Genomic DNA, 23,194 nt, shown 5'->3' with positions numbered 1-23,194 from the left:
CGTACGGCAGGGTCAAGTTGCCCGCCCCCACATCGCAGAGGAGCTCCCGTGGATCTCCGCGAATACGTCGATGTGCTGCGCCGACGGTGGCGGTTCGTCGTGGTGTGCGTCCTGCTGGGACTGGTCGCGGCGGCCGCCGTGACCGCCCTGATGCCACGCACCTACACGGCGAAGGCGCAGCTCTTCATCGCCACGAACGACAACGACAGTGCCAACGCGTACGCGGGCGGCCTGTTCACCCAGCAGCGGGTCAAGTCCTACACACAGATCGCGAACAGCCCCGCAGTACTCGGCGGCGTCATCGGCAAACTCGATCTGAACACGACACCCGCGCAACTCGCGAAGAAGATCAGCGCCCAGGCCCCGCTCGACACGACCCTGGTCGACATCAAGGTCCAGGACCGGTCCGCCACGCGGGCACAGGCGATCGCCGACGAGACCGCCGCCCAGTTCACGAGGTACATCGGCAGCATCGAGAAGACCTCGGCGGACGAGCCGGCACTGGTCAAGGCCAGCGTTGTGGGCAATCCCGACGCACCGACGGCACCGGCGAGCCCGCGTCCCGCTCTGAACGCGGCGATCGGTCTGCTCGGCGGCATCGTCGTCGGCGTCACGGGCGCCGTGCTGCGCAACTCGCTCGACACCACGGTCCGCTCGGCGGGCGACGTCCGCCGCCGTCTGGACGTCGCGACGCTGGGCGCCCTCCCCAGGCCCGCCCGGCGCCGGGGGGACACCGGACACCGGAACAGCGGCGTCCGGCGCGACGAAGCGCTCAGCCAGCTGCGGACCCGCCTCCGCGTCCCGCGGGACGGAATGCCGAGCTCACTGCTCATCAGCAGCGCCGTGCACGGTGAGGGCAGGACCGACACCGCCATCGACCTGGCCGCCAACGTCGCGCGCACGGGCCGACGCGTCGTGCTCGTCGAGGGAGACCTGCGCCGGCCCCGTCTGGCCGCAACGCTCGGTCTGCGCGAGGGCCCCGGACTGACCGACGTCGTCACCGGCGGCGCGGAACTCTCCCATGCCCTCCAGCCCTGGGAGGCCGGACAGCTGCGCGTGCTGCCGAGCGGCACTCCCCTGCCCGACCCGGCCGCACTGCTGTCGTCCCGCTACCTGAGACAACTGCTGCGCGCCCTCGAGGCGGAGGCGGATCTCGTGGTGCTGGACAGCCCGCCGGTGCTGCCCTTCGCCGACGCGGCGATCCTCGCCGGCGAGACGGAGTCGGCGCTCGTCGTGGTCCGCATCGGCAGGACAAAGTACGACCAGGTGCACCGTGCCCTCGAGAACCTGGCCTCCGCCGGCGCGCGCACCCTCGGCGCCGTCGTCACCGCCGCGCCGCCCGACAGGCGCACCGGTCCGCACCCGCGCCAAGCGCCACAGCAGCACCGTGCTCCGGAGCCCGAGGACCGGGCGGCGCCCGCAGCCGATGGCGTCCGCGCCCCGGCCGGCCGCAGCCGGTAGGCACACGGGAGGCTCCCGATGACGCATCAGCAGTCCACCACGGTACTGATCATCGGGATCTTGACACTGCTGTCCCTGATTCCCTGGGCCATCGCCTTTCGCAGGGCCCGCGTCTTCCGCGACTGGGACCTCACCTCGACCCTGGTCCTGCTGATCGGAGTCCTCGCCAATCTGCCCGCCACGGCGTACGTGATCGTCAGCGGACGGGAAGAGCGCCTGGACCCCCTCGGCGACGCGGTGATCGGTTTCCCGAGCTGGGTGAACCTGATCGGCGTCGTCGCGAACGGCCTCATGCTCCTGGTCTGCGTACTGTTCATGGTGAGCCGGCTACTGTTCGCCCGCGCCCGGATCAATGCGGCACCCCTCATCGCGGCAGTGATCGTCCTGACCATGGCCGCCTCCGCCGGCCTGCACGGGCAGCCGTTGTGGACGCCGAGAGAGCTCACCTTGCTGGCGGCCCTGCTCGCGGCGTCGGTCGCACGTCCCGGACGCTCTGCGTTGCTCGGCGGTGCCGCCGTCGCCATGGTGTACACCGTCCTGGGTGGCATCGAGTCGCTCATCGAGCCGTCCAGCGTCGTCCGCCCCTGCCGCAGCGACAATCCGTGCGGCGACCTCGGGATCCTCTACGCGGGTGTTTTCAGCAACGAGAACATCTTCAGCCTGCTGGTGGTGGCGAGCATCCCCTTCGTCTGGCTGGCCCTGCGCGGCGGGGTCCGCGTCCTGCTGGCGGGCTACCTCGCCTTCGTGGCCGTCGCCACCGGCAGTTTCCTGGCGAGTCTGACGGCGATCGCCGCGGTGGCCCTGCTGGTGCTGCTACGGCCGAGGCTTCCCGACCAGCCGGCCGTGGCACCGACCGCGGAGGCCGGCCCGGGCCGCCGTCTGCTGGCCGGGGCGGTCCTCGCCGGGGCGGCTGCCGTTGGCTTCGCCGTGCCCCTGCGCCCCGGGCGCTTCGGCGATCTCGGACTGCGTGCCGCCATCTGGGACCTGGCCCGGGAGGAGTGGACCCGTTCTCCGCTCCTCGGTTACGGCGGCGATGCCTGGTCCAGCAAGTACCCGGGCGGCGAGATCCCCGCGGCGACCTCGCCCTCGTTGCACAACCAGTGGATCGACGTCCTTTACGCGGGCGGAATCGTCGGACTGCTCCTGTTCGCGGTTCTGCTGGCGTACCTGCTGTTCAGGGGCGGCACCCGGGGCTTTCCGGTCGCGGCCTGCGTCCTGCTGCCCGTGCTCATCGCCTCCGTGCTGGAGCGTCCCTGGTCCTTCGGGCTCAGTAATTCGCTGACCTTCGCACTCGTGGTGGCCACACTCCTGCCGGTCCAGACGCGGGTACGGGCCGGTGCCGGCACCACCGAACGACGCCCCGCGAAGTCAAGGACGATGAGCGAGGTCTGAGCCGTGCCACTTCTCAACTCCGCGGTAGGCACTGCGCGGTCGGCCCAGGCTGCCGGGCGCGCGCCCACTGGACACAGTGCCTGCGGCTCGGCCGGACGGTCTCGCAGCCGTCAGTCGTCTCCTCCGCGGCGGCCCCACACGCCGACCCCCTTCCTCGCTACGCCGGATGGGGCTGCGCCGGACGGGGCTGCTACGCCGGACGGGCGGTTTCCGGCTCGGCGACCTGCGGTGCCGGGAGGAGTGACGGCGCAAGCGGCCCCGGCCGTCGCCCGTGCCGCAGCCAGCGCAGGAACGCCCACTGGACGGCAAGCGTGCCCCGCACGTCCACGGGTTGCCCGCGCAACGCCGCGCCCAGCAGCCGTGCGGCCGGTTCCACGGACAGCGACAGGCCGATCAGCAGCCACGCCTGGCGCTTCGGCCAGTGCCGGAGCATGTAACGGGTGCGGCTGCACAACATCAAGTAGTGCCGCCCCAGCCCCAGTTGGTCGGAGCTGATCGCCTCGGCGTGAAACACCCGTGCCTGCGCGATATGGTACGAGGGCCGGCCCAGCCTTCGCGCCCGCAGGGCGAAGTCGACTTCCTCCATGTACAGGAAGTAGCCCTCGTCGAAGCCGTTCAGTTCGGTGAACAGGTGGCGGCGCACCAGGAAGAACGCGCCGATGACCTGATCGACCTGGCCGGACCGGGCCATTTCCTCAGGCCGCAGGTGATGGGGAGGGAAGAGGGCGGGCGCCAGCCGGTCGAGCCCCGTCATCCCGCCGGCGCAGAGGCGGGGGCTGGGGAACCGCGAGCAGGAGATCAGCGGGCGGCCGTGCGCGTCCACCATGCGTGCGCCGAAGATCCCGAAGCGCTGTGCAGCGGGAGTCCGGAGGAACTCGCCGGTGATCCTCAGGGTGTCCGAGTACAGCTCTGTGTCCGGGTTCAGGAAGAGCAGGAAGTCGGAGCGGCAGAGCGCGGCGCCCTGGTTGCAGGCCGTCGCGAAGCCGCGGTTGTCGGGATTGTGCACCATCCGAAGCCGCAGTCCGGTCGCCGGAAGGTCGCGGGCGGAGCCGTCGCTCGAGGCGTTGTCGACGACCACCACCTCGCCGACCCGCAGCACCGACTGGTCGGCCCGGGCGATGGAGCGCAAGCAGTTGTGGAGATGTTCTCCGGTATTCCAGTTGACGATCACGACATCGACGAGGAGGTTCATGGCACACGACCTGACCCGCCGGAGGGCGCGTATCGCTGGTTGGACGGGCTCTCCGGCCTGGAGTACGGACGCAGTTCGTCCAGCAGCAGCCGCAGCGGCTCGAGCGTCCGGTTCCAGTCCAGCCGCCGGGCCTGTTCGTATGCCTCGTCGCTGACCGACCGCCACCGCGCCTCGTCGCTCAGGTCGCCGATGCGGGTGGCGAAGTCCTCCTCGGTATAGGGCACCGATCCGCGCAGCAGGTCGAGGTGACGCCGCCAGGCCGGGACGAGGACGGGCAGCCCGTACGCGAGGTAGTGCAGGTGCTTGGCCGAAAAGCCTTCTTCACGGATCGCGTCCCGGGTACAGGTGATCAGCCCGAACTGGTAGTCGCGCAGGACCTCGGCGGAGGCGTAGCCGCGGTAGTTGAGGCCCAGGGACGGATCCGGCGGTGGTCCACCGTAGACGTCGATGTACGGATACAGCCGGCTCAGCCGGGACAGCAGCGGAAGGTTGATGAACTGCCCGCTCAGCGAACCGAGGTAGGCGACGCGGGGTGGACGGGCGAACCGCGCCGGCTCGGCAAACGGTGTGCAACCCCAGTTGAGCTGGAGGAAGTTGTCGCCACTGATGCCGTACTTCGCCTGCGCGTAGCGGCCGTAGGTCTCCCAGGAGAACGACAGGTACTCCATCTCCTCGAAGAAGTCCTTCTCCCAGTCTCGGAACTTCCTGTGCTGCCGCGGGGTGAGCCGGCCTTCGTTGAGCACCTCGTCGGCCCACGGATTGGGGCAGTCGTAGAGAGTGGCGGCGGACGTGTGGGCCGTCAGTACGCCCGCGTCGTAGGGCGTTTCGCAGATGACCAGGTCGAAGTCGTCCAGCGCCAGTTCGCTGCTGAGGATGCGTCGGCGCAGCCGGTGGTCCGTCATCAGCACGTGGTACGAGAGATGGCGCCGTCCGAAACCCCACCGCCGGGTGAGCATCCTGGACGCGACGTCGTTCGCGTACAGCGCGAGCTTGCCGGGGCGCGCGGACCCGGGCAGCATCCGCCCGAGCGAGCCGCGGCTGGAGGAGGCCCGCGCCAGGCTCTGGGTGTCCACCAGGTGCACCTCGTGACCGTGCTCCCGCAGGAACCGCTCGATGGCCAGGGGCTTGACGCTGTTGGCATACCCGTCGAGCTGAGCCAGGATCAGCACGCGCCGAGGCCGCCCGTCACCCCGTCCCGGTGAGGTCGTTCCGCTCATGATGTGTCCTTCCTTACGCGGGCGTGGTCTCCGCCCGGGCGCTGGGGCCATGGATGAGTTCGCGGCCGATGAACAGCCATGCGAGGGCGAGGCCGGCGGGCACCGGGAGGCCGGCCAGCAGCAGCGGCAGCGCGCCGTGCCACCCCAGTTGCAGCACCAGCAGGTCGCCGAGGACGGCGGTGATCACCGCCAGCGCGGTCGCCGGCACCCACCGCTTCGGCAAGTGCTGTTCGCGCAGGTCGGCCAGTCGCCGGCACAGGACGACGAAGTACAGGGAGCCCGCCATGATCCCGACGGAGGTGGCCAGGACGACGCCGACGACTCCGAACGCGATGGTCAGCGGCACCGTGAGCGCGAGATTCACCGCTGTGGAGAACCAGGAGTAGCGCGTCTCGAGACCAGGGCGGCCGATGGCCCGGACGAAGCAGGTGCGCATCCCGGTGCAGGCCACCTGCACGGCGTATCCGGCCAGCAGGACGGCGGCCACCGCTCCGCTGAGCGCCAGCTCGGGACCCACCCACACCTCGACCGCCAGGCCCACCGCCGCGGTCGTCACCGCACCATAGGTCAGCACGACGGGCAGCCAGCGGAACTGCATCGCGTGGAACTCCCGTACCGCGCCAGGGAGCTGGTGCCTGGCGTAGACGTGGGTCATCCTGGTCAGGATCGGCGGGAAGGCGTACAGCGGCAGGCTGCGCAGCGCGGTTGCCGCCTGGTAGCCGACGGCGAAGATGCCCACATAGCGCACCGGCAGCAGCGCGGCGATGACCACGGCGTCGACCTCTCCGTTGAGGAAGACGGTGAACCCCGACAGCTGCATACGGGACGCGTAGCCGACGAACTCGCGGCGCTCGGCCGACCGTGGCATCAGGGGGCGCCGGATACGGATGTGCCGTGCCCCGAGCCAGAGGCCGCCGACCGTGGTGAGCAGGTACCGCCCCGCGGTGAGCAGGGCGAGCAGCGGGAGGTCGGGGCCGCTGCCGATCAGTGTCACCACGGCCACGGCGTAGACCAGACACGATCCGCCACTGACGGCTGCGAGACCGGCGAAGCGGGCGTTCGCCTGCAACAGCGCGATGGCGGAGTTGGCGGCCAGGGCCAGGGTGAGCAGCGGGCCGAGGGCCAGCAGCAGCTGCTCGGCTTCTCCCGACAGATGAGGCGGTACGTCGAGCGCGGAGACGACGACGGGGGCCAGCAGCGCGCCGAGCCCGGTGACGAGCGCGCCCAGACCGACGAAGACCGTCAGCGACCCGACGACCAGTCGGCCGGTGCCTTCCCGGTCGCCGCGGGCTCCGTGATAGGCGTGGAAGCGCGCCAGTGAGGCGCCGACACCGCCGTCCAGCACGGCGAGGGTGGCCAGGAAGACCAGGATCAGTGACCACACACCGAAGCGGTCGAGCCCCAGTTGGCCGATCAGGTACGGCGTCAGCGCCAGGTTGGTGAGCAACGGAGCCGCCTGCGCCAGCGCGCTGAAGCCCATGCCCGAGAAGAGACGCCGCGCCAGTGGGGCGGGCGTGGTGCCGTCCGTGTCGTCCGGTCCGCCACGCCCTGCTCCGTCCGGCGCGGCGATCCGGCCGGTGAGTCGCAGCATATGGTCGCCGAGACGCACGGGCCGGCCTCACTTTCCGGCGCCGGGCGGATGGCCTGCCGCCATCTGCCGGGAGAGAGTGCGCAACCCGCTCCGGTCGAGGATCAGGACGTACTGGCCGTCGATCATGTCCGACCGGACGATGGGCGCGGTCGTGAAGTGGGTGTCCTCGGAGTCCAGATGGCGCAGGCCGAGCACGAGGCCGCGCAGGTCGCCGTTGGACAGCCGGTCGTCCACGCTGACCGCGTCGGTGAGTGCCTCGAGTATCCGGTTCGTCTTCAGCGGGCTGGTGATGCTGACGTCGCCGCCGATCTCACCGACGAGGCCGCGCAGGAACTGCTGCTGCCGCTTGATCCGGTCCAGCTCGCCGCCGGGCAGTCCGTGGCGCTGGCGGACATAAGAGAGCGCGTCCTCGCCGTTCATGGTGTAGGTGCCCGCCTTGAAGTGCCGCCCCTGCTCCGAGTCGTAGGAGTTCTCCTGCACGGTGATCGGCACACCACCGACCGCGTCGGTGAGGGACCGGAAACCATGCCAGTCGATGACGGCGAAGTGGTCGACCCTCGTTCCGGTGAGCCGTTCGACCGTCCGGACGAGGAGAGGCGGACCGCCCCAGGAGAACGCGGCGTTGATCTTCGCGGATCCGTGCCCGGGGACGGGCACCCAGCTGTCCCGCGGTATCGACACGGTGTACGCCGTGCCTTCGCCGGGACCGAGGTGCACCAGCATCAGTGTGTCGCTGCGCTGGGCGCCGTACCTCCACCGCGCGTCTTTCGCCTCGTTGCCGGTGGCCGGTTTCTCGGAGCGGAGGTCAACACCGGCCAACAGGAAGGTCGTTCCCTCGCCGCTCTTGGGCCGGGGACCGTCGGGGAAGGCCTTGGGTATCCGGGTGACCCGGTCCCCGTAGTGGTCCGTGGCCCACCACAGGCCGCCGGCGCCCAGCCCGAGCACGGTGAGAACGACGACCACCAGACAGGCCAGCAGGCGCTTCGCCAGCCTGTGGCGTGGCCGGGCCCGCTGCCTCGGTGCCCAGTGCGGCCACTGGGAGGGCGGGGACATCAGAAGTCGTCCGGGTAGGGATCGGCCAGGCCCGCGTGCCGCTGGTGGGCCGGCGGGGAAGCGGGGAATCCGGGGAAGAGGTCGGCGAGAGCGTGGCGGACCGCGGCGGTGTCGTTGCGTTCCGCGGCGCCGTACAGGACGGGGAGCAGCCCGGCCGGCGCGACCGGGGGACTGACGGAGGTCGCGGCGAGAATGCGTGGGTGCGAGGTGCGTGTGTGGTGCTCCTGCGATGAGAACAGCGTCTCGTTGAGTTTCTCGCCGGGGCGCAGGCCGGTGAAGCGGATGTCCACGTCGGGCACGTGCACGGACCGGGCGTACTCGCGGACGAGGTCCACGATCCGCACGGGGGCGCTCATGTCGAGAACGAATACCTCGCCGCCCTGAGCCATGCGCGCCGCTTCGAGGACCAGGCCGGCGGCCTCCTCGACGGTCATGAAGAACCGGGTCACGTCGGGGTGCGTGACGGTCACCGGGGTGCCCGCGCCGAGTTGCTCCGCCAGAACCGAGAGCAGCGAGCCGCGGCTGCCGAGCACGTTGCCGAACCGAACGGCGCAGAACACGGTGCCGGGCGGGGCGTCCTGCTGGGCGTTCTGCACGATGAGCTCGGACAGCCGCTTGGTGGCGCCGAGCACCGACACCGGGTCGGCCGCCTTGTCGGTGGAGATCAGGACGAACCGCGAGGTTCCGTTCGCCATCGCGGCCCGGACCAGGTTCTCGGTGCCCCGGACGTTCGACTTCACGCCCTCGCCGGGGTTCAGTTCGAGGAGGGGCAGGTGCTTGTGGGCGGCCGCGTGGAAGACGACCTCCGGACGCAGCTCGCGGAAGATCTGGTCGATGCGGGGGCGGTCACGGATGTCCGATATCACCACGTCGTCGGCGTGCAGGGCGTCGCCGTGGAGCTCCAGTTGGAGCCGGTGCAGGTTCGACTCGTCGTGGTCGACCAGGAACAGCCGGCTCGGGCCGAAGGCCTGCACCTGGTGGCACAGTTCGCTGCCGATCGAGCCGCCGGCTCCGGTCACCAGGACGCGCCGGCCGGCGATCGTGGAGCCCGCCTCGGAGCTCACCACCTGCATCTCGGGGCGGCCGATCAGCGCGTGCACATCCAGCGACCGCATGTCGCAGCCCACCACGTCGCGGCGGAGCGCGGCGATGAACGACGGCAGGTACCGCACGCGCGCCCCCGCGGCCTCCGCGGTGCTCGCCACCCGCTGGAAGCGGGCCGCGTCGAGGCCGGGAATGGCCACGACCACCGCCTCGATCCGGTGCGCGGACACGGTCGCCCCGGTGTCGTCGAGCCGGCCGAGCACGGGCAGGCCCCCGATGTCGCCGACCCGGTGCTTGGCCGGATCGTCGTCCAGGAAGCCCACGGGGTCGAGCCCGAACTGCGGGGTGCGCGCCAGGTCCCGGGCGAGCGCCTGACCGGCCTCCCCCGCGCCGACGACCAGGGTGCGCAGCCCGGCGGGCGGTGCCGTCCGCCGGGCCGGACGCCGTGGAGCGAGCCGGGCCAGCTCCGCGCAGACGCGGTCGACGGCCCGGTCGGTGAGGTGCGGGTACAGGGGCAGGGACAGCAGCTGCGGGAACAGTGCGTCGGCGCCCGGCAGGCCGCCCGGCGGGGTGATCGCGGCGCGCTGGAAGTGGGGCATGTGGTGCAGCGGAATGAAGTGGACCGAGGTGCCGATACCGCACTCCGCCAGCCGTTCGATCAGTTCGTCCCGGCCGGTTCCGTACTCGGGGAGCACCCGCACCACGTAGAGGTGACGGGCGTGCCGCCCCGGGGTGGCGGGCTCCAGCGGGGCGAGTCCGGGCACGGTCCGAAGCGCCGCCTCATATCGCGCGGCCAGGGCGTGCCGACGCCGCTGCCAGTCGTCGAAGTGCCGGAGCTGAGCCCGCCCGAGGGCGGCCTGTACGTCGGTCATGTTGGCCTTGAGACCGGCCTCCTCGACGGTGTAGCGCCAGCTGCCGCCGGGCAGGTCGCGCCGCCAGGCGTCGGCGGACATGCCGTGCAGCCGCGCGCGGCGGACTCGCTCGGCGAGTTCCGGGTCGTCGGTGGTGAGCATGCCACCCTCGCCGATGGGCAGGTTCTTGGTGGCGTAGAAGCTGAAGCAGGTGGCCCGCGACAGGCTGCCCACGGGCCGGTCACCAACCGTCGTGCCCAGGGCGTGTGCGGCGTCCTCGATCACGTGGGTCAGCGGCAGGCGTGCGGCTTCGGCCAGTTCGGCGACCGGTGTCGGCGACCCGGCGTAGTGCAGGACCATCATCGCCTGCGGGCAGCCGCACGCCCGGGCCGCGCGGGCCACCATGGCCGGCGTCGGCATCCCGGTGCGTGGGTCCACGTCGACGAGCACGGGTCGCAGCCCGGCGTGCAGCACGGCCTGGGCGGCGCCGCAGAAGGTCACGGCCGGGACCAGGACCGTACCGCCGGCCGGCAGTCGCAAGGCTCGCAGCGCCAGTTCCAGGGCCGCCGTGCAGGAACTCACCGCCACCGCGTGGGCGGCCGAGACATACTCCGCGAACTCGTGCTCGAAGCGTTCCGTCTCCGGGCCGGTGGTCACCCATCCGGAAGCGAGCACCCGCTGCGCCGCCCTCCGGGCCTCCGGACTGATCCAGGTGAGGGCGAAGGGCACGTCCCCGTCCGCAGGCTCGCGCGCGAGGACGTCGGCACGCGACTCGCCGTCGGGGGCGGGGGGCCGACCGCGCCCGACCGCTTGCTGCCCGGACCGCAGCTTGTGAACCGTCATGAGGTGCTCCCCCTGTGCTGGCTTCCGTGGGGAACGTTCCGTCGGGAACGATGACGCCGTCCGCTGTCTCTCCGCGCCCCTATCGCGTATATTTACGACGTATACGTACAGATTGCGCCCCTCCGTGCGTAGAGTCAACAGGAGAACGAACACCGCTCGGTTCGACCGCTGGAGGAAACGCATGGCCAAGGAACAGGCCGCGGCGCGACGGAAGGACCCGGGGGACAACCCGGCGCGTCGCGCGAGCGATCGCGGCCGCTACGGCCGGCTGAGCCGGGAGCGGGTATTGGCCAGCGCCCTGGAACTGGTGGACCGGGAGGGCCTGAGCGCGCTGAGCATGCGCCGGCTGGGCGCCGAGCTCGGCGTGGAGGCGATGGCGCTCTACCGGTACGCGGCGAGCAAGGACGCACTCCTGGACGGACTGGTCGAGGCCCTCTACCTCGAACTCGAGGAGCGTCTGGCCGCCGAGCCCGATCCCGCCGCCACGGCCGAGGTGCCCGCGTGGCGCGCCCGGCTCCACCGCATCGCGCTGGCGACCTACGACATCTGCCTGGCCCACCCCGAGGCGGTCCCGCTGCTCGCCACGCGCATGCTCGCGGTGCCGCTGGCGCGGCGGCCGGCCGCCGTCCTCAGGGACCACGAGCACGTGCTCGCCCTGCTGAAGGAGGCGGGGTTCGACGAGGCGCTCGCCTCCGCCGTGTTCCGCGCCTTCACCGCCTGGCTGCTCGGCTACGTCTCCGTGGAACTGCGGCCCATGGTGGACAACCCCGACGAGCCCGACCCCGCCTTCCGCCTCGGCCTGCACCGCCTGTCACCGCAGGAACTGCCCACACTCCGGGAGACCGCCACCGCGCTCGCCGACCGGGGCGGTCCGGAGGGTCTGACGGCCGGACTGGACGCGCTCCTCGACCGGTTCGCCCGGAGGGAGCAGACCGTCAGGCCCGCGGACGCAGCATCCGGCTGAAGGGCGTGACGGGGCGCTCCAGTGGCTCGCCGTCCACGGAGATGTCGACCGCCTCGTTGAAGAAGGCGAGCCGCCCCTTGATCGCGGCCACCGCGGGCAGCGGGTCCGGATAGCTCCAGACGATGTTGGGCGGTGCGACGGCCCCGCCACGCAGGGACCAGTACCGGGCCGTGCCCTTGTACGGGCATCCGGTGCTGTGATCGGTGGGTTCGAACAGGTCGAGGCGGACATCCTCGCGGGGGATGTAGTACCGGGTCGGCAGGCCGGTCTCGAACAGCAGCACCGGACGGTGGGTATCGGCGACGACCCTGCCGTCGATCCCGACCCGGACGTGGCGGCTGCCGGGCAGGACGTCCACGCGTTTGTGCGGGTCCCGAGGGTGGATGAAGATCTCTTCCTCCTCCTCGTACCACTGGTCGAGGCCCATGCCGGTGCGCCGGAACCACTCGAAGGCGATGTGGTCGGCCAGATCGTCGGCCGGGAACGTCCAGGCCGCGTTCTCCAGCAGATCGCCGTCGAACTCGAGGTCGTAGAAGATTCGCGATCCGGTGTGCCTGCCGGTGGGCGGGTTCTTCGCCGGGCGGAGGAGGTCAGTGCGGACCTCCTCGCGCGGGAACGCGTACAGCGGGACCGGCGCATCGCGCTCCCAGACCAGGACGGGGTGCCGGCTGTCGACGACGGTGACATCACCCTTGCGGCCCCGCACCCAGCGCTCGCTGGGCTCCCACAGAAGGCCTTCGGGGGTCGCACGGACCGACCGCTCGGTGGGGAACAGAGGCATGGCCCATTCTCCTTCCGCTCCTCTCCGGAGCCTACTGCGCGGTCCTGCGACCAGCGCGGTCAGTGGACGGAGTCGAGCCGGGCCCGCTGCTCGGAGGTCAGCTCCAGGTCGACGGCGGCCAGGTTCTCCTCCAGCTGCGCCACGGACGACGCCCCGACTAGCGGGACGACCGGCAGCTCGCCGCCGATCTGCCAGGCCAGGACGACCTGGTTGACGGTGGCCCCCGTCTCCTGGGCGACCTCCCGCAGGACCTCCAGACGCGCCGGGGTGCCCGGGTGGCCGAAGTCCCGGGGCAGCCTGTCGGAGTGCGTGTAGGCGCCCTTCAGCAGCGGCGAGTAGGCGACCAGGGTCAGTCCGGGCTCGGCCCGCAGGTAGGCCAGCAGATCGGGCCCGGCGGGGCCGAGGCTGCCGTCGGGGAACAGGTCATCGGGGACGTCGGTGCGGGGCCGCAGGTGGCTGTGGGCGTACTGGAGCACCTCGTAGCCGGGCAGTCCCGCCGCGGCGGCGAGCGCGCGGGCCCGCTCGACCCGCCAGGTCGCGTGATTGCTGACGCCGAGAAGACCGACCGTGCCCTCAACGACCAGTTCGGCGAAGCCCTCGACGGTCTCCTGGAGGGGGACCTTGCGGTCCTCGATGTGGGCGTACAGCAGGTCCAGCTTCTCCACCCCGAGCCGTTCCCGGCTCCGCTCGGCCGACTCGCGGATCACCTTCGCGGACAGGCCCTCGGGGTTGTCGACGTAGCTGGTGCCCGGGGCCAGGGGGCGGGCGCCGAGCTTGGTCGCGATGACGATCTCGTCGCCGATGCCCCGGCTGCGCCGCCAGCGGCCGAGCAGTTCCTCGCTCTGGCCGCCCTGGCTCCCGTCGACCCAGAAGGCGTAGTTGTCGGACGTGTCGATGAAGGTGCCGCCGGCCTCGACGTAGCGGTCGAGCACGGCGAAGGACGTCTTCTCGTCCGTCACCGAGCCGAACAGCATCGCGCCGAGCGCGAGCACGCTCACCTCGCGGCGGGTCTGCGGATCCGTCCCGATCGTGCGGTACTTCATGGCTGCTCCTCCCGTGCGCGCCCCGGGGTTCGGGGCACGAACGGGAGCCTTCACCTTGAAGCGCACTTCAAGTCAAGGGCCGGGAAGGTCAGTTGGCGAACGGCCCCTCCAGTGCAGCCCACTGCAGCAGCATGATGGTCTTCGCGTCGGCGATCTCCCCGGTGCGGATCATTTCCAGGGCCCGCCGGAAGGGCAGTTCGAGGATCTCGATGTCCTCGCCCTCCTCGTCCAGACCCCCGCCTTCATGGGTGTGGGTCGAGGGGCCGTAGGCGGCGGCGTAGAAGCTGACGCGTTCGGTGACCGAGCCGGGGCTCATGTAGACGTCGAAGACGTGCCGGACCTCGCCGATGGTGTGGCCGGTCTCCTCCACGACCTCGCGCCGCACCGCGATCTCCGGGTGCTCGTCATCGTCGTCGAGCAGGCCGCCCGGCGTCTCCACGAGCATGCCGTCGGGGTGCCCGTTGACGTACACGGGGAAGCGGAACTGACGGGTGAGCAGCACGGTTTCGCGTTCGGTGTCGTACAGCAGCATGGTGGCCCCGTTGCCGCGGTCGTGCGTCTCGCGTTCCTGGGTGCTCCAGGTGCCGTCGGCGTGCCGGAAGTCGAAGGTCGTGGTCCGCTCGACGTACCAGTGGCTGGACAGGAGCTTCACGTCCCGCACTTTGACGCGGGGGTTGCCGGTCAGGTCCCGGCCGGTCCGGTCGAGTCCGGTGCGGCCCCTGCGGTCGGGGGTGTCGATACCGGCGATCATCGGGCGCCGGCCGGGCGGGAGGAGAAGGGCGAAGTGGTCATGCCCGCTTCTACCATCCGGGTCTGCCCGGTGCCGCACGTTCCGGATCGACTATGGGGGTCTGACGCGTCTGCGACTGTCCGTCGCCCGGTGAGTCGGGAGACAGTGGGAGGCCGGTGTCGCGGCTCCTGCGGGCAGGCCTGTGGGCCACGGCGCTCCGATTCGCCTCACGGGGGAGGACGCATGGAAACCGGCCGGAGTACCGGAGACGCGCTCGTCGTCGGCGCCGGTATCGGCGGACTGGCCACCGCGCTCGCCCTCGGCCGTGCCGGGCGGCGCGTGACCGTGCTGGAGCAGGCGGCGGCCATCGCGGAGATCGGCGCGGGCATCCAGCTCAGCCCCAACGGGGTGAGCGTGCTGAGGTCCCTCGGCGTGCTGGACGAACTGCTGCCCACGACGTTCCGTCCCGGGGCCGTCGAAATGCGACTCGGCCGTTCCGGTCGGCACGTGTTCCGCATCGAGCTCGCCGAGACCGCCGTACGGCGGTGGGGCGCCCCCTATCTGCACGTCCACCGTGCGGACCTGATCGACGCCCTCCTCACCGGGACGGTCGGCAGCGGCCTGGACATCACGATCCACACCGGGTCGGCGGTGAAGAGCTACAAGCAGAGCCCCGAGGAGGTCACGGCACTGCTCGACTCGGGCCGGCGCGTCAGCGGCAGCCTGCTCGTCGGTGCCGACGGCATCCACTCGGTGATCCGCAGTCAGATGCTGGGTGCCGGCGAGCCCCGGTTCACCGGCCATGTCGCCTGGCGGGTCACCGTCCCGATCGAGCGTCTGGGGCCTGACGTGCCCCCGCCCACCGCGTGCCTCTGGGTGGGCGACCGGCGTCACGCGATCACCTACCGGCTCCGGGGCGGGGCACTGGCCAATCTCGTGGCGGTCGTGGAGCGCGACGAGTGGCGGGGAGAGTCCTGGACCGAGCGCGGCACACGACAGGAGGCGCTGGCCGATTTCGAGGGCTGGCACCCCACGGTCACCACCACCATCCGGGAGGCCGACGCCCACTACCGCTGGGCGTTGTTCGACCGCGAGCCCCTCGAGACCTGGGCCGACGGACGCGTCGCGCTCCTCGGTGACGCGTGCCATCCCATGCTGCCCTACCTGGCCCAGGGCGCCACCATGGCCATCGAGGACGCACGGGTTCTCGCCCACCGGCTCGAGGGCACCGACGACGTGCCCCGGGCGCTGCTCTCCTACTCCGCGACGCGGCGACCGCGCACCGCACGCGTCCAGGCCGGATCACGCCAGAACGGGCAGCGGTTCCACCAGGGAAACAGCTTCGCCTACCTTCCCCTGTGGCTCCTCGGGAAACTGGCACCCCGCCGGTACCACCGCCGGCTGGACTGGCTCTACGGACACCGGTTGCCGTGATCACCTTCGCCACCGGCCCACAGAAAAAGGCCCCCGCAGGCATCTGCCTGCGGCGGCCTTCCGCACCGTCGGGACGACAGGATTTGAACCTGCGACCCCTTGACCCCCAGTCAAGTGCGCTACCAAGCTGCGCCACGTCCCGGTGCGCTCACGCGCGGTGAAACCGCGTAAGCGCGCGAACAGCACTCTACCCCACACCCCGGGCCGTGCAGAAAACGGGCAGTGGCGCGGGACAATCGGCGTATGGGCAGTACAGGGAGTACGGAAAGCGCGGGCAGCACGTCCGACGGCCGGCCGGTCGGGGAGCGAGACCGCGACAGTGAGGGGCGGGCGAGGAACGCCCGGCCGCGGGACGGACTCGGGCGACCCCTGCCGTACGGCGAGGACGGTGTGCCCCGACAGCCCGAGGGCGTCGTCCGCACCCCGGAGGAGACCGTCGCCGAGGCGCAGCGGCTGCTGGACGAGGGGAAGCCGTTCCACGCGCACGAGGTCTTCGAGGACGCCTGGAAGTCGGGGCCCGAGGAGGAGCGAGAGCTGTGGCGCGGACTCGCCCAGCTGGCCGTGGGGCTCACGCACGCCGCCCGGGGGAACCTCACCGGCGGGGTGCGACTGTTGCGGCGCGGCGCCGGGGCGGCCGGGGCGTGGGTGTCGGGCTCGGGGCGGTCACGGCCGTACGGGATCGATGTCGCGGGAGTCTCCGCCTGGGCCCGGCAGCTGGCCCAGGACGTGGAGGACAGCGGCCGGGCCGTGGACGCGGGGGCGCGGGCGCCCCGGCTGCGGGGAGCGGACGCACCGCGTTGACCTGGGACGCGCCGGAACGTTGTCGGTGGTGTGCGGCACACTCGTCGCCGTGCGGAAGATTCATGTCATCGGTATCGGCGCGGGCGACCCCGACCAGCTGACCCTCCAGGCGGTCCGGGCGCTGCGGAGCACGGACGTGTTCTTCGTCCTGGACAAGGGCGAGGTGACGGCCGACCTCACCCGGCTGCGCCGGGACATGCTCGACGCGCACATACCGGACGGGACGTACCGGGTCGTCGAGGCCCGCGACCCGGAGCGGGACCGGACCGCCGGCGGTGCGGCCTACTCCCCCGCCGTCGGGGACTGGCGCAGCGCCCGCGCCCGCATCTACGAGCGGCTGATCGGCGAGGAGCTCGGCGCGGAGGAGACCGGCGCGTTCCTGGTGTGGGGCGATCCCGCGCTGTACGACAGCACGCTGGGGATCCTGGAGGAGGTGCTGGAGCGGGGCGTGGTGGTGTTCGAGTACGACGTCGTGCCGGGCGTCTCCAGCGTCTCGGCGCTCGCCGCCCGGCACCGGACGGGGCTCAGCCGGGTCGCCCGGCCCGTGCAGATCACCACCGGGCGGCGACTCGCGGAGGGCTTCCCGGAGGGCGTGGACGACGTGGTGGTGATGCTGGACGCCCAGCGGGCCTTCCGGCGGTACGTGCAGGACGATGTCGACATCTACTGGGGGGCTTACATCGGCACCCCGGACGAGATCCTCGTCTCCGGACCGATCGCCGAGGCCGCGCCCCGCATCGAGCGGTTGCGTGCCGAGGCCCGCGAGCGCAAGGGCTGGGTCATGGACACGTATCTGCTGCGCCGGCGCCCCCGCGACTGACACGACTGGGGTGCACATCACCGGGCACCCGTGCGGACGTTCTGGCATGCGCACGTAGTCCACAGGTGCGACCGCCAGGCCGTGCTGCCCGAGGGCGCGCGCACTCGGCCGCAAGGTGGTCTTCCAGGTCTCGGCCATCGTGTTCATCACGGGCTCGTTCCTGTGCGGTCCGGCCACCAACATGTCGCTGCTGATCGCCTGGCGGGCCATGCCGGGCGTCGGCGCCGGCGGGCTGATGGTCACGTCGATGGCGCTGATCGCCGATGTGATCCCGCTGCGCGAGCGTGGCATGTACCAGGGCGCGATCGGCGCGGTGTTCGGTGTGTCCACCGTCATCGGGCCGCTGCTCGGCGGGCTGTTCACCGACCATCTGACGTGGCGGTGGGCGTTCTACGTCAACGTCCCCATCGCGATCGTCGTCGTCGCGGCGGCCGCCCGCACCATCCCGGTCGTGAAGTCGGTCTCCCGGCCGGTCATCGACTACCTGGGCATCGCGCTCGTCGCGGCCGGCGCCAGCGCGCTGATCCTGGCGACGAGTTGGGGCGGCAACGAGTACGCGTGGGGCTCGGGCGTGATCATCGCGCTGTTTGTGGGCAGTATGGTCGCGCTCGGCCTGTTCTGCCGGGTGGAGACCCGGGCGCGCGAACCGACGCTGCCCATACGGTTGTTCGCCAACCCGGTGTTCACCGTCTGCTCGGTGCTGAGCTTCATCGTCGGCTTCGCGATGCTCGGCGCGCTGACGTATCTGCCGACGTATCTCCAGTACGTCGACGGTGACTCGGCCACGGTGTCCGGCGTGCGGACGCTGCCGATGGTGGCCGGGCTGCTCATCGCGTCGGTCTTCAGCGGCGGCGTCGTCAGCAGGACCGGGCGGTATCGAGTGTTCCTGTCGTCGGCGCGCTGGTGATGGGCGCCGGTCTGTTCCTGATGTCCCTCATGGGGCCGGACACCGGCTCGTGGCTGGAGTCCCTGTACATGTTCGTCATGGGCACCGGCATCGGCCTGTGCATGCAGGTGCTGACGATCGCGGTGCAGAACACCGTCGACTACGCCGACCTGGGCACGGCGGCCTCCGGGGTGACCTTCTTCCGCACGCTGGGCAGTTCGTTCGGCACGGCCGTCTTCGGCACGATCTACACCAACGCGCTGGCGCCCAACCTCCGCGAGGGCGTGGCGCGGGCGGCGCAGACCGGTGGCGTGGAGCCGGGCACCGTCGCCAGGGCGGCGACCAGCCCGTACGGCGTGCACGAGCTGCCGCCGGCCACGGCCGCCCCGATCGTCGACGCCTACGCCGACACCCTCCAGACGGTGTTCCTGTGGACGGTGCCGATCGCCGCACTGGGATTCCTCGTCGCCCTGTTCCTCAAGCAGGTCCGGCTGCGCGGCACCGCGCGGACGGGGTCGACCGACAGGGGCGAGGGTTTCGCCTCGCCGAGCGGCGCGGACTCCCAGCGGGTGCTGGAGGCCGCCGTCGGCAAGATCATCGGCAGTACGCACCTGGACACCGCGCGCCGGATCACCCTGGAGTCGGACACCCGGCTGGATGTGTCGGGTGCCTGGGCGGTGATACAGGTCGAGCTGTTCACGCGGATGGTCGGTCATGCCGGTCTCGGGCTGATCCCCGCGCGGCGCCGGATGCCGCCCGAGGTGTTGCTGCCGGTCTTCGAGCGGATGGTCGACGAGGGGCGCCACGGTCTGCCGGGCAGGCCGGCGAAGGTCATGGCGACCAGCACGGCATGACGGGCGGCTGCTGCCCTGCCCGGACACCGACCGGCGGACGCGGCTCACCGTGGTTATCGTCCAGGCATGGAGTCCGTACGTGCCGTGCTCGTCGACATCGACGGGGTGCTGACCGTCTCGTGGCGGCCCTTGCCGGGGGCCGTCGGGGCGTTGCGGGAGATCCGGGATGCCGGGTTCGCCGTGCTGCTGGTCACGAACACGACGTCCCGCACGCGGGCGTCGATCGCCGGGACGCTCGCGGACGCGGGGTTCCCGGTGTCCGCCGAGGACATCCTGACCGCGCCCGCCGCCACCGCCGCCCACCTCGCCGAGCACTGTCCCGGCGCCCGGTGCGCCCTGCTGAACAGCGGCGACATCGCGGAGGACCTCGACGGTGTGACCGTCGTCGACGCGGCGGACTCCGCCACCGTGCCGGATGTCGTGCTGGTCGGCGGGGCCGGCCCGGAGTTCGGCTACGCGGCGCTCGACCGGGCCTTCGGGCATCTGCAGCGCGGGGCACGGCTGGTGGCGATGCACCGCAATCTGTACTGGCGTACGGCCGAGGGGCTGCGGCTGGACTCGGGTGCGTTCCTGGCCGGGCTGGAGCAGGCCGCCCGGGTGGAGGCCGAGATCACCGGGAAACCGGCCCGGGCGTTCTTCGAGGCGGCGCTCGCCCGGCTGGGCGCCGGCGCGGACGAGGCCGTGATGGTGGGCGACGACGTCGAGTCCGACGTGCTCGCGGCGCAGCGGGCCGGGATCACCGGGGTCCTCGTCCGGACCGGCAAGTTCCAGCCGGAGGTGCTCCGGGCCGCCGACGGCACGCCCGACCACGTGATCGAGTCGTTCGCGGACCTTCCGGCGCTGCTGCGGGGTTCGGCACAGCGGTAGTTGCGGGTCGGCTCGGCGGCAGTGACGCGTCAGCGCAGCAGCAGCTGCAGTCCGCCCACGACCGTCGCCGCGATGACCAGCTGTTCGAACAACCGCTGGTTGATCTTGTTGACCGCCCACTTGCCGAACAGCGCGCCGGGCACGACGAACGCCACGAGTGCCAGGTCGAGGAGCAGGGAGCGGCCGTCGATCAGGCCGAGGCCGGCGCTGAAGGGCAGCTTGGAGACGTTGACGATCAGGAAGAAGAAGGCCGACGTGCCGAGGAAGCCGAGCTTGCGGAAGCCGGCGGACAGCAGGTACATCGACATCACCGGGCCGCCCGCGTTGGCGACCATGGTGGTGAAGCCGCCGAGTACGCCGTAGGAGCGGGCCTTGAGACGGCCCGCCCGGGTGGTGACCGTCTCCGGCTCCTGCTCCGCTTCCGCCGTGCGCCTGCGCCAGACCGTCACCGCGGCCATCAGCAGCAGGATCGCGCCGATCGAGGTCCGTACGATCGCGTCGTCCGCCCACACCAGGAACACCGTGCCGACGACGACGCCCGCGGCGACCGCCGGGAACAGCCGCCACAGCGTGGGCCAGTGGGCGTGCCGCCGGTAGGTGGCGACGGCGAGCAGGTCCCCGGCGATCAGGATCGGCAGCAGCACGCCGGTGGAGGCGCGGGCGGGCAGCACCGCGGCGAAGATGGCGAGGCTGACCGTGTTGGCCCCGCTCACGGCGGTCTTCGAGAAGCCGACGAGCAGGGCCGCGAAAGCGAGCGCGGCGAACTCCCAGCCGGTGATGTGCCAGAGCGTCATGGTGTTCATGCGAACACTGATGCTATGTGCAACGAACCGGTGCGGGTAGCGGCGTCTCGCCTGGTGGGCCCGAGTACCTACCGTTCGACGAGTACGGCACTCCCCTGCCCGACCCCCACACACATCGTCGCCAGCCCCCGCCCCGCCCCCGTTCGCCGCATCCGGTGGAGCAGCGTCGTCAGGATGCGGGCACCGGAGCAGCCCAGCGGGTGGCCGAGTGCGATGGCTCCGCCGCTCGGGTTGACCAGCTCGGGGTCGATGCCGAGCTGGTCCACGCAGGCCAGGGCCTGGGCCGCGAAGGCCTCGTTGAACTCGGCCTCCTCCAGGTCGCCGATGCTCCAGCCGGCCCGGGTCAGTGCCTTGCGGGTGGCGGGGACCGGGCCGATGCCCATGACGTCGGGGTGGACGCCCGCCGAGGTTCCGGCGACGTAGCGGCCCAGGGACTCCAGGCCCAGCTCGTTCAGGGCCTCCTCGCTGACCAGGAGCAGTCCGGCGGCGCCGTCGTTCATCGGCGAGGCGTTGCCCGCGGTGACCGTGCCGCCTTCCCGGAAGACCGGCTTCAGCCGGGCCAGCTTCTCGTACGACGTGTCCTCGCGTACGCACTCGTCGCTGTCGACGACCACTCCGTCGGGGCGTTCCACGGGCAGGAGTTCGTCGTCGAAGTGGCCGTATCCGCGGGCCAGAGCGGCCCGTTGGTGGCTGCGCAGGGCGAATTCGTCCTGGCGTTCGCGCGGGATGCCGTAGCGCGCGGCGACCTCCTCCGCCGTCTCGCCCATGGAGAGCAGGCCGTGCAGGTCGCGCATCGCGGGGTTGACCAGGCGCCAGCCGAGGCGGGTGTCCACGGTCTCGATGCGGTGCGGCAGGGCCTCGTCGGGGCGGGGCAGGACGAAGGGGGCGCGGCTCATCGACTCGGAGCCGCCCGCGATCACGATGTCGGCCTCGCCGGCGGCGATGGTGCGGGCTGCCGTGGTCACGGCCTCCAGGCCCGAGGCGCAGAGCCGGTTGACGGTGGCGCCGGGCACGGACTCGGGGAGGCCGGCCAGCAGCGCGGCCATGCGGGCGACGTTGCGGTTGTCCTCGCCGGCCTGGTTGGCGGCGCCCCAGTAGACGTCGTCGACGCGGGCCGGGTCCAGCGCGGGCACCTCGCCGACCAGGGCGCGGACGACGGTCGCGGCGAGGTCGTCGGGCCGTACCGGCGACAGGGAGCCGCGCAGCTTGCCGATGGGGGTGCGGCGGGCGGCCGCGAAGTGGACGGGACGCACGGGAGGACTCCTCACACACCGCAGATTAATTAGCACCGCTAGTTTCGAATATTAGACCCTCGGCCGCCGCCTGAGAAGATTTCTGCGGGTCCCGAAGGTCCAGGAGGGCGTTGTCGCAGGCCAGGTCGCCGTTCCGGGACCGCCCGCGTCCGTCGCGCGTCGCGTTTGCACCAGTGCGCCCTGGGCACCCGCGCGTTCATGGAGTGGTTGCGGAGCGCCGCCTGCGTGGACGAGGACCCCGAGTTGTTCTTCCCCGTGGGCACGGCAGGTCCGGCCCTGCGGGACGTCGCGGCCGCGAAGCGGATCTGCGCGCGCTGCCCGGTGACCGACCAGTGCCTGAGCTTCGCGCTGAGCAGTGGTCAGGCCGCGGGCGTGTGGGGCGGGACCTGCGAGGAGGAGCGCGACGCACTGCTCCGGAACACGACGCACGACGCGAGAAGGAGAAGCGCCCTATGACGGCTGTGCGCAGCACACTGCCCGACGAGGCCGGCCGGGTCTCGTGCGAGGCACTCCAGGACACGCTGGTGGATCTGCTCGGACTCTCGCTGATCGGAAAGCAGGCGCACTGGAACATCGTCGGACCGCGGTTCCGGTCGATCCACCTCCAGCTCGACGAGGTGGTCTCGGCCGCGCGGAACTTCGCCGACACGGTGGCGGAGCGGTCCGCGGCGCTCGGCGTCCCGCCGGACGGCCGGCCCGAGACCATCGCCAAGACCTTCACCCTGCCCGCCCCCAAGGAGGGCTGGGTGCGCGACTCGGACGCCGTGCAGGTGATGGTGGAGTCCCTCCAGGACGCCATCGGCCGGCTGCGCGAGCGCATCGACGCGACCGAGAAGGCCGACCTGGTCACCCAGGACCTGCTGATCAGCATCACCGCCGAGCTGGAGAAGCAGCGGTGGATGTTCGACGCCGAGAACTTCCCCCGTGAGGGCTGACCGGCGCGCACGTACGTACGGAAGGGGCATGTGATGACCGACGCCCTTGAACTCGACGCGCTGTGGGAGGACTTCCACCGCGTGGTGAACATGACCTCGCAGGAGCTCGCGGCCTGGCTGCGGATGCGGGACGCCGACGAGGACGCGGAACCGCTGCCCGATCAGGCGGGTACGCAGACCGGACAGCACGTCCTGGCGATCCTGCAGAAGCGGCGCACCGACCTGACCGAGGACGACCTGCGCGTGATGCGGAAGGTCGTGGACACGGTCACCTCGCAGGTGGACGTGGAGAACGAGCCGGAGCCCGAGGTGACGGCCGAGGACACGCGCCGCCGGCGCCGGCTGATGACGGTCGGCCACGATCCGCTCAAGGGGTAGG

Annotated in this window: 20 protein-coding genes, 1 tRNA gene and 1 pseudogene; 11 read left to right on the top strand and 11 right to left on the bottom strand. The window is 71.5% G+C overall.

Features of this window, described 5'->3' with window-relative positions:
* Positions 1 to 48: 48 nt before the first annotated feature.
* Positions 49 to 1,461 (top strand): polysaccharide biosynthesis tyrosine autokinase, encoded by a 1,413-nt coding sequence (locus tag ACIBNA_RS11225; RefSeq protein WP_399164944.1) that lies wholly within the window; start codon positions 49 to 51, stop codon positions 1,459 to 1,461.
* Positions 1,462 to 1,479: 18 nt separating this feature from the next.
* On the top strand, positions 1,480 to 2,853 hold the full coding sequence (locus ACIBNA_RS11220; RefSeq protein WP_399164943.1) for an O-antigen ligase family protein: 1,374 nt from the start codon (positions 1,480 to 1,482) through the stop codon (positions 2,851 to 2,853).
* A gap of 190 nt (positions 2,854 to 3,043) precedes the next feature.
* Here ACIBNA_RS11220 and ACIBNA_RS11215 read toward each other — a convergent pair whose 3' ends face one another.
* The 5 genes from ACIBNA_RS11215 to ACIBNA_RS11195 are packed head-to-tail and all read right to left on the bottom strand — an operon-like array spanning position 3,044 to position 10,644.
* The gene (locus ACIBNA_RS11215; protein WP_399164942.1) at positions 3,044 to 4,045 is read right to left on the bottom strand and encodes a glycosyltransferase family 2 protein; all 1,002 of its coding nucleotides are present in this window, start codon (positions 4,043 to 4,045) and stop codon (positions 3,044 to 3,046) included.
* Positions 4,042 to 5,262, bottom strand: a complete 1,221-nt coding sequence (locus tag ACIBNA_RS11210) for a glycosyltransferase (RefSeq protein ID WP_399164941.1) — start codon at positions 5,260 to 5,262, stop codon at positions 4,042 to 4,044. The genes ACIBNA_RS11215 and ACIBNA_RS11210 overlap by 4 nt, the downstream gene beginning before the upstream one ends.
* A 13-nt stretch (positions 5,263 to 5,275) precedes the next feature.
* On the bottom strand, positions 5,276 to 6,871 hold the full coding sequence (locus ACIBNA_RS11205; protein WP_399164940.1) for a lipopolysaccharide biosynthesis protein: 1,596 nt from the start codon (positions 6,869 to 6,871) through the stop codon (positions 5,276 to 5,278).
* Between the two features lie 9 nt (positions 6,872 to 6,880).
* Complete coding sequence (locus ACIBNA_RS11200) at positions 6,881 to 7,906, bottom strand: LCP family protein (RefSeq protein WP_399164939.1); 1,026 nt, start codon at positions 7,904 to 7,906, stop codon at positions 6,881 to 6,883.
* The gene (locus tag ACIBNA_RS11195; protein WP_399164938.1) at positions 7,906 to 10,644 is read right to left on the bottom strand and encodes a DegT/DnrJ/EryC1/StrS family aminotransferase; all 2,739 of its coding nucleotides are present in this window, start codon (positions 10,642 to 10,644) and stop codon (positions 7,906 to 7,908) included. Before ACIBNA_RS11195 ends, ACIBNA_RS11200 begins: the two co-directional genes overlap by 1 nt.
* Before the next feature lie 181 nt (positions 10,645 to 10,825).
* Between ACIBNA_RS11195 and ACIBNA_RS11190 the strand changes: the two genes are divergently transcribed.
* Positions 10,826 to 11,608: a TetR/AcrR family transcriptional regulator gene (locus ACIBNA_RS11190; RefSeq protein ID WP_399164937.1), complete on the top strand. Its 783-nt coding sequence runs from the start codon at positions 10,826 to 10,828 to the stop codon at positions 11,606 to 11,608.
* On the opposite strand, the gene ACIBNA_RS11185 is transcribed toward ACIBNA_RS11190, so the two are convergent.
* From ACIBNA_RS11185 to ACIBNA_RS11175, 3 genes are all read right to left on the bottom strand, one after another.
* Positions 11,580 to 12,389 carry a DUF427 domain-containing protein gene (locus tag ACIBNA_RS11185; RefSeq protein WP_399164936.1) on the bottom strand — a complete coding sequence of 270 codons (810 nt, stop codon included), beginning with the start codon at positions 12,387 to 12,389 and terminating at the stop codon, positions 11,580 to 11,582. The two genes, ACIBNA_RS11190 and ACIBNA_RS11185, sit on opposite strands and share 29 nt — an antisense overlap.
* Positions 12,390 to 12,448: 59 nt before the next feature.
* Positions 12,449 to 13,432 carry an aldo/keto reductase gene (locus tag ACIBNA_RS11180; protein WP_399164935.1) on the bottom strand — a complete coding sequence of 328 codons (984 nt, stop codon included), beginning with the start codon at positions 13,430 to 13,432 and terminating at the stop codon, positions 12,449 to 12,451.
* Between the two features lie 88 nt (positions 13,433 to 13,520).
* Positions 13,521 to 14,183: an NUDIX domain-containing protein gene (locus ACIBNA_RS11175; protein WP_399165034.1), complete on the bottom strand. Its 663-nt coding sequence runs from the start codon at positions 14,181 to 14,183 to the stop codon at positions 13,521 to 13,523.
* Between the two features lie 222 nt (positions 14,184 to 14,405).
* Between ACIBNA_RS11175 and ACIBNA_RS11170 the strand changes: the two genes are divergently transcribed.
* Positions 14,406 to 15,596, top strand: a complete 1,191-nt coding sequence (locus ACIBNA_RS11170) for an FAD-dependent monooxygenase (protein ID WP_399164934.1) — start codon at positions 14,406 to 14,408, stop codon at positions 15,594 to 15,596.
* 68 nt (positions 15,597 to 15,664) lie between these two features.
* On the opposite strand, the gene ACIBNA_RS11165 is transcribed toward ACIBNA_RS11170, so the two are convergent.
* Positions 15,665 to 15,738: transfer RNA gene (locus ACIBNA_RS11165), tRNA-Pro, on the bottom strand.
* A gap of 101 nt (positions 15,739 to 15,839) precedes the next feature.
* Here ACIBNA_RS11165 and ACIBNA_RS11160 point away from each other — a divergent pair.
* The 4 genes and pseudogenes from ACIBNA_RS11160 (at position 15,840) to ACIBNA_RS11145 (ending at position 19,824) form a co-directional block, all read left to right on the top strand.
* Positions 15,840 to 16,397 (top strand): DUF309 domain-containing protein, encoded by a 558-nt coding sequence (locus ACIBNA_RS11160; protein WP_399164933.1) that lies wholly within the window; start codon positions 15,840 to 15,842, stop codon positions 16,395 to 16,397.
* 49 nt (positions 16,398 to 16,446) lie between these two features.
* Positions 16,447 to 17,217, top strand: a complete 771-nt coding sequence (cobF, locus tag ACIBNA_RS11155; protein ID WP_399164932.1) for a precorrin-6A synthase (deacetylating) — start codon at positions 16,447 to 16,449, stop codon at positions 17,215 to 17,217.
* Between the two features lie 106 nt (positions 17,218 to 17,323).
* Positions 17,324 to 18,903: pseudogene (locus tag ACIBNA_RS11150) on the top strand (MFS transporter); the annotation flags it as partial.
* A gap of 120 nt (positions 18,904 to 19,023) precedes the next feature.
* On the top strand, positions 19,024 to 19,824 hold the full coding sequence (locus tag ACIBNA_RS11145) for an HAD-IIA family hydrolase (protein ID WP_399164931.1): 801 nt from the start codon (positions 19,024 to 19,026) through the stop codon (positions 19,822 to 19,824).
* 29 nt (positions 19,825 to 19,853) lie between these two features.
* On the opposite strand, the gene ACIBNA_RS11140 is transcribed toward ACIBNA_RS11145, so the two are convergent.
* Both ACIBNA_RS11140 and ACIBNA_RS11135 read right to left on the bottom strand, forming a co-directional pair.
* Complete coding sequence (locus ACIBNA_RS11140; protein WP_399164930.1) at positions 19,854 to 20,627, bottom strand: sulfite exporter TauE/SafE family protein; 774 nt, start codon at positions 20,625 to 20,627, stop codon at positions 19,854 to 19,856.
* Positions 20,628 to 20,695: 68 nt separating this feature from the next.
* Positions 20,696 to 21,880 (bottom strand): thiolase family protein, encoded by a 1,185-nt coding sequence (locus ACIBNA_RS11135; protein ID WP_399164929.1) that lies wholly within the window; start codon positions 21,878 to 21,880, stop codon positions 20,696 to 20,698.
* Between the two features lie 198 nt (positions 21,881 to 22,078).
* On the opposite strand from ACIBNA_RS11135, the gene ACIBNA_RS11130 reads away from it, so the two are divergent.
* From ACIBNA_RS11130 to ACIBNA_RS11120, 3 genes are read left to right on the top strand one after another with little or no spacing between them, the layout of a single operon-like run.
* On the top strand, positions 22,079 to 22,336 hold the full coding sequence (locus tag ACIBNA_RS11130) for a WhiB family transcriptional regulator (RefSeq protein WP_274821180.1): 258 nt from the start codon (positions 22,079 to 22,081) through the stop codon (positions 22,334 to 22,336).
* Positions 22,333 to 22,815, top strand: coding sequence for a Dps family protein (locus ACIBNA_RS11125; RefSeq protein WP_399164928.1), 483 nt, complete (start codon positions 22,333 to 22,335; stop codon positions 22,813 to 22,815). Before ACIBNA_RS11130 ends, ACIBNA_RS11125 begins: the two co-directional genes overlap by 4 nt.
* A 33-nt stretch (positions 22,816 to 22,848) precedes the next feature.
* Complete coding sequence (locus ACIBNA_RS11120) at positions 22,849 to 23,193, top strand: DUF3140 domain-containing protein (RefSeq protein WP_010044727.1); 345 nt, start codon at positions 22,849 to 22,851, stop codon at positions 23,191 to 23,193.
* Position 23,194 lies beyond the last annotated feature (1 nt).

This window comes from Streptomyces sp. NPDC050164, assembly GCF_044459945.1.
Taxonomy (GTDB): Bacteria; Actinomycetota; Actinomycetes; order Streptomycetales; family Streptomycetaceae; genus Streptomyces; species Streptomyces coeruleorubidus_A.
Note: the sequence above shows the minus strand (reverse complement) of the source record. Positions and strands in the feature narration are given on the sequence as shown.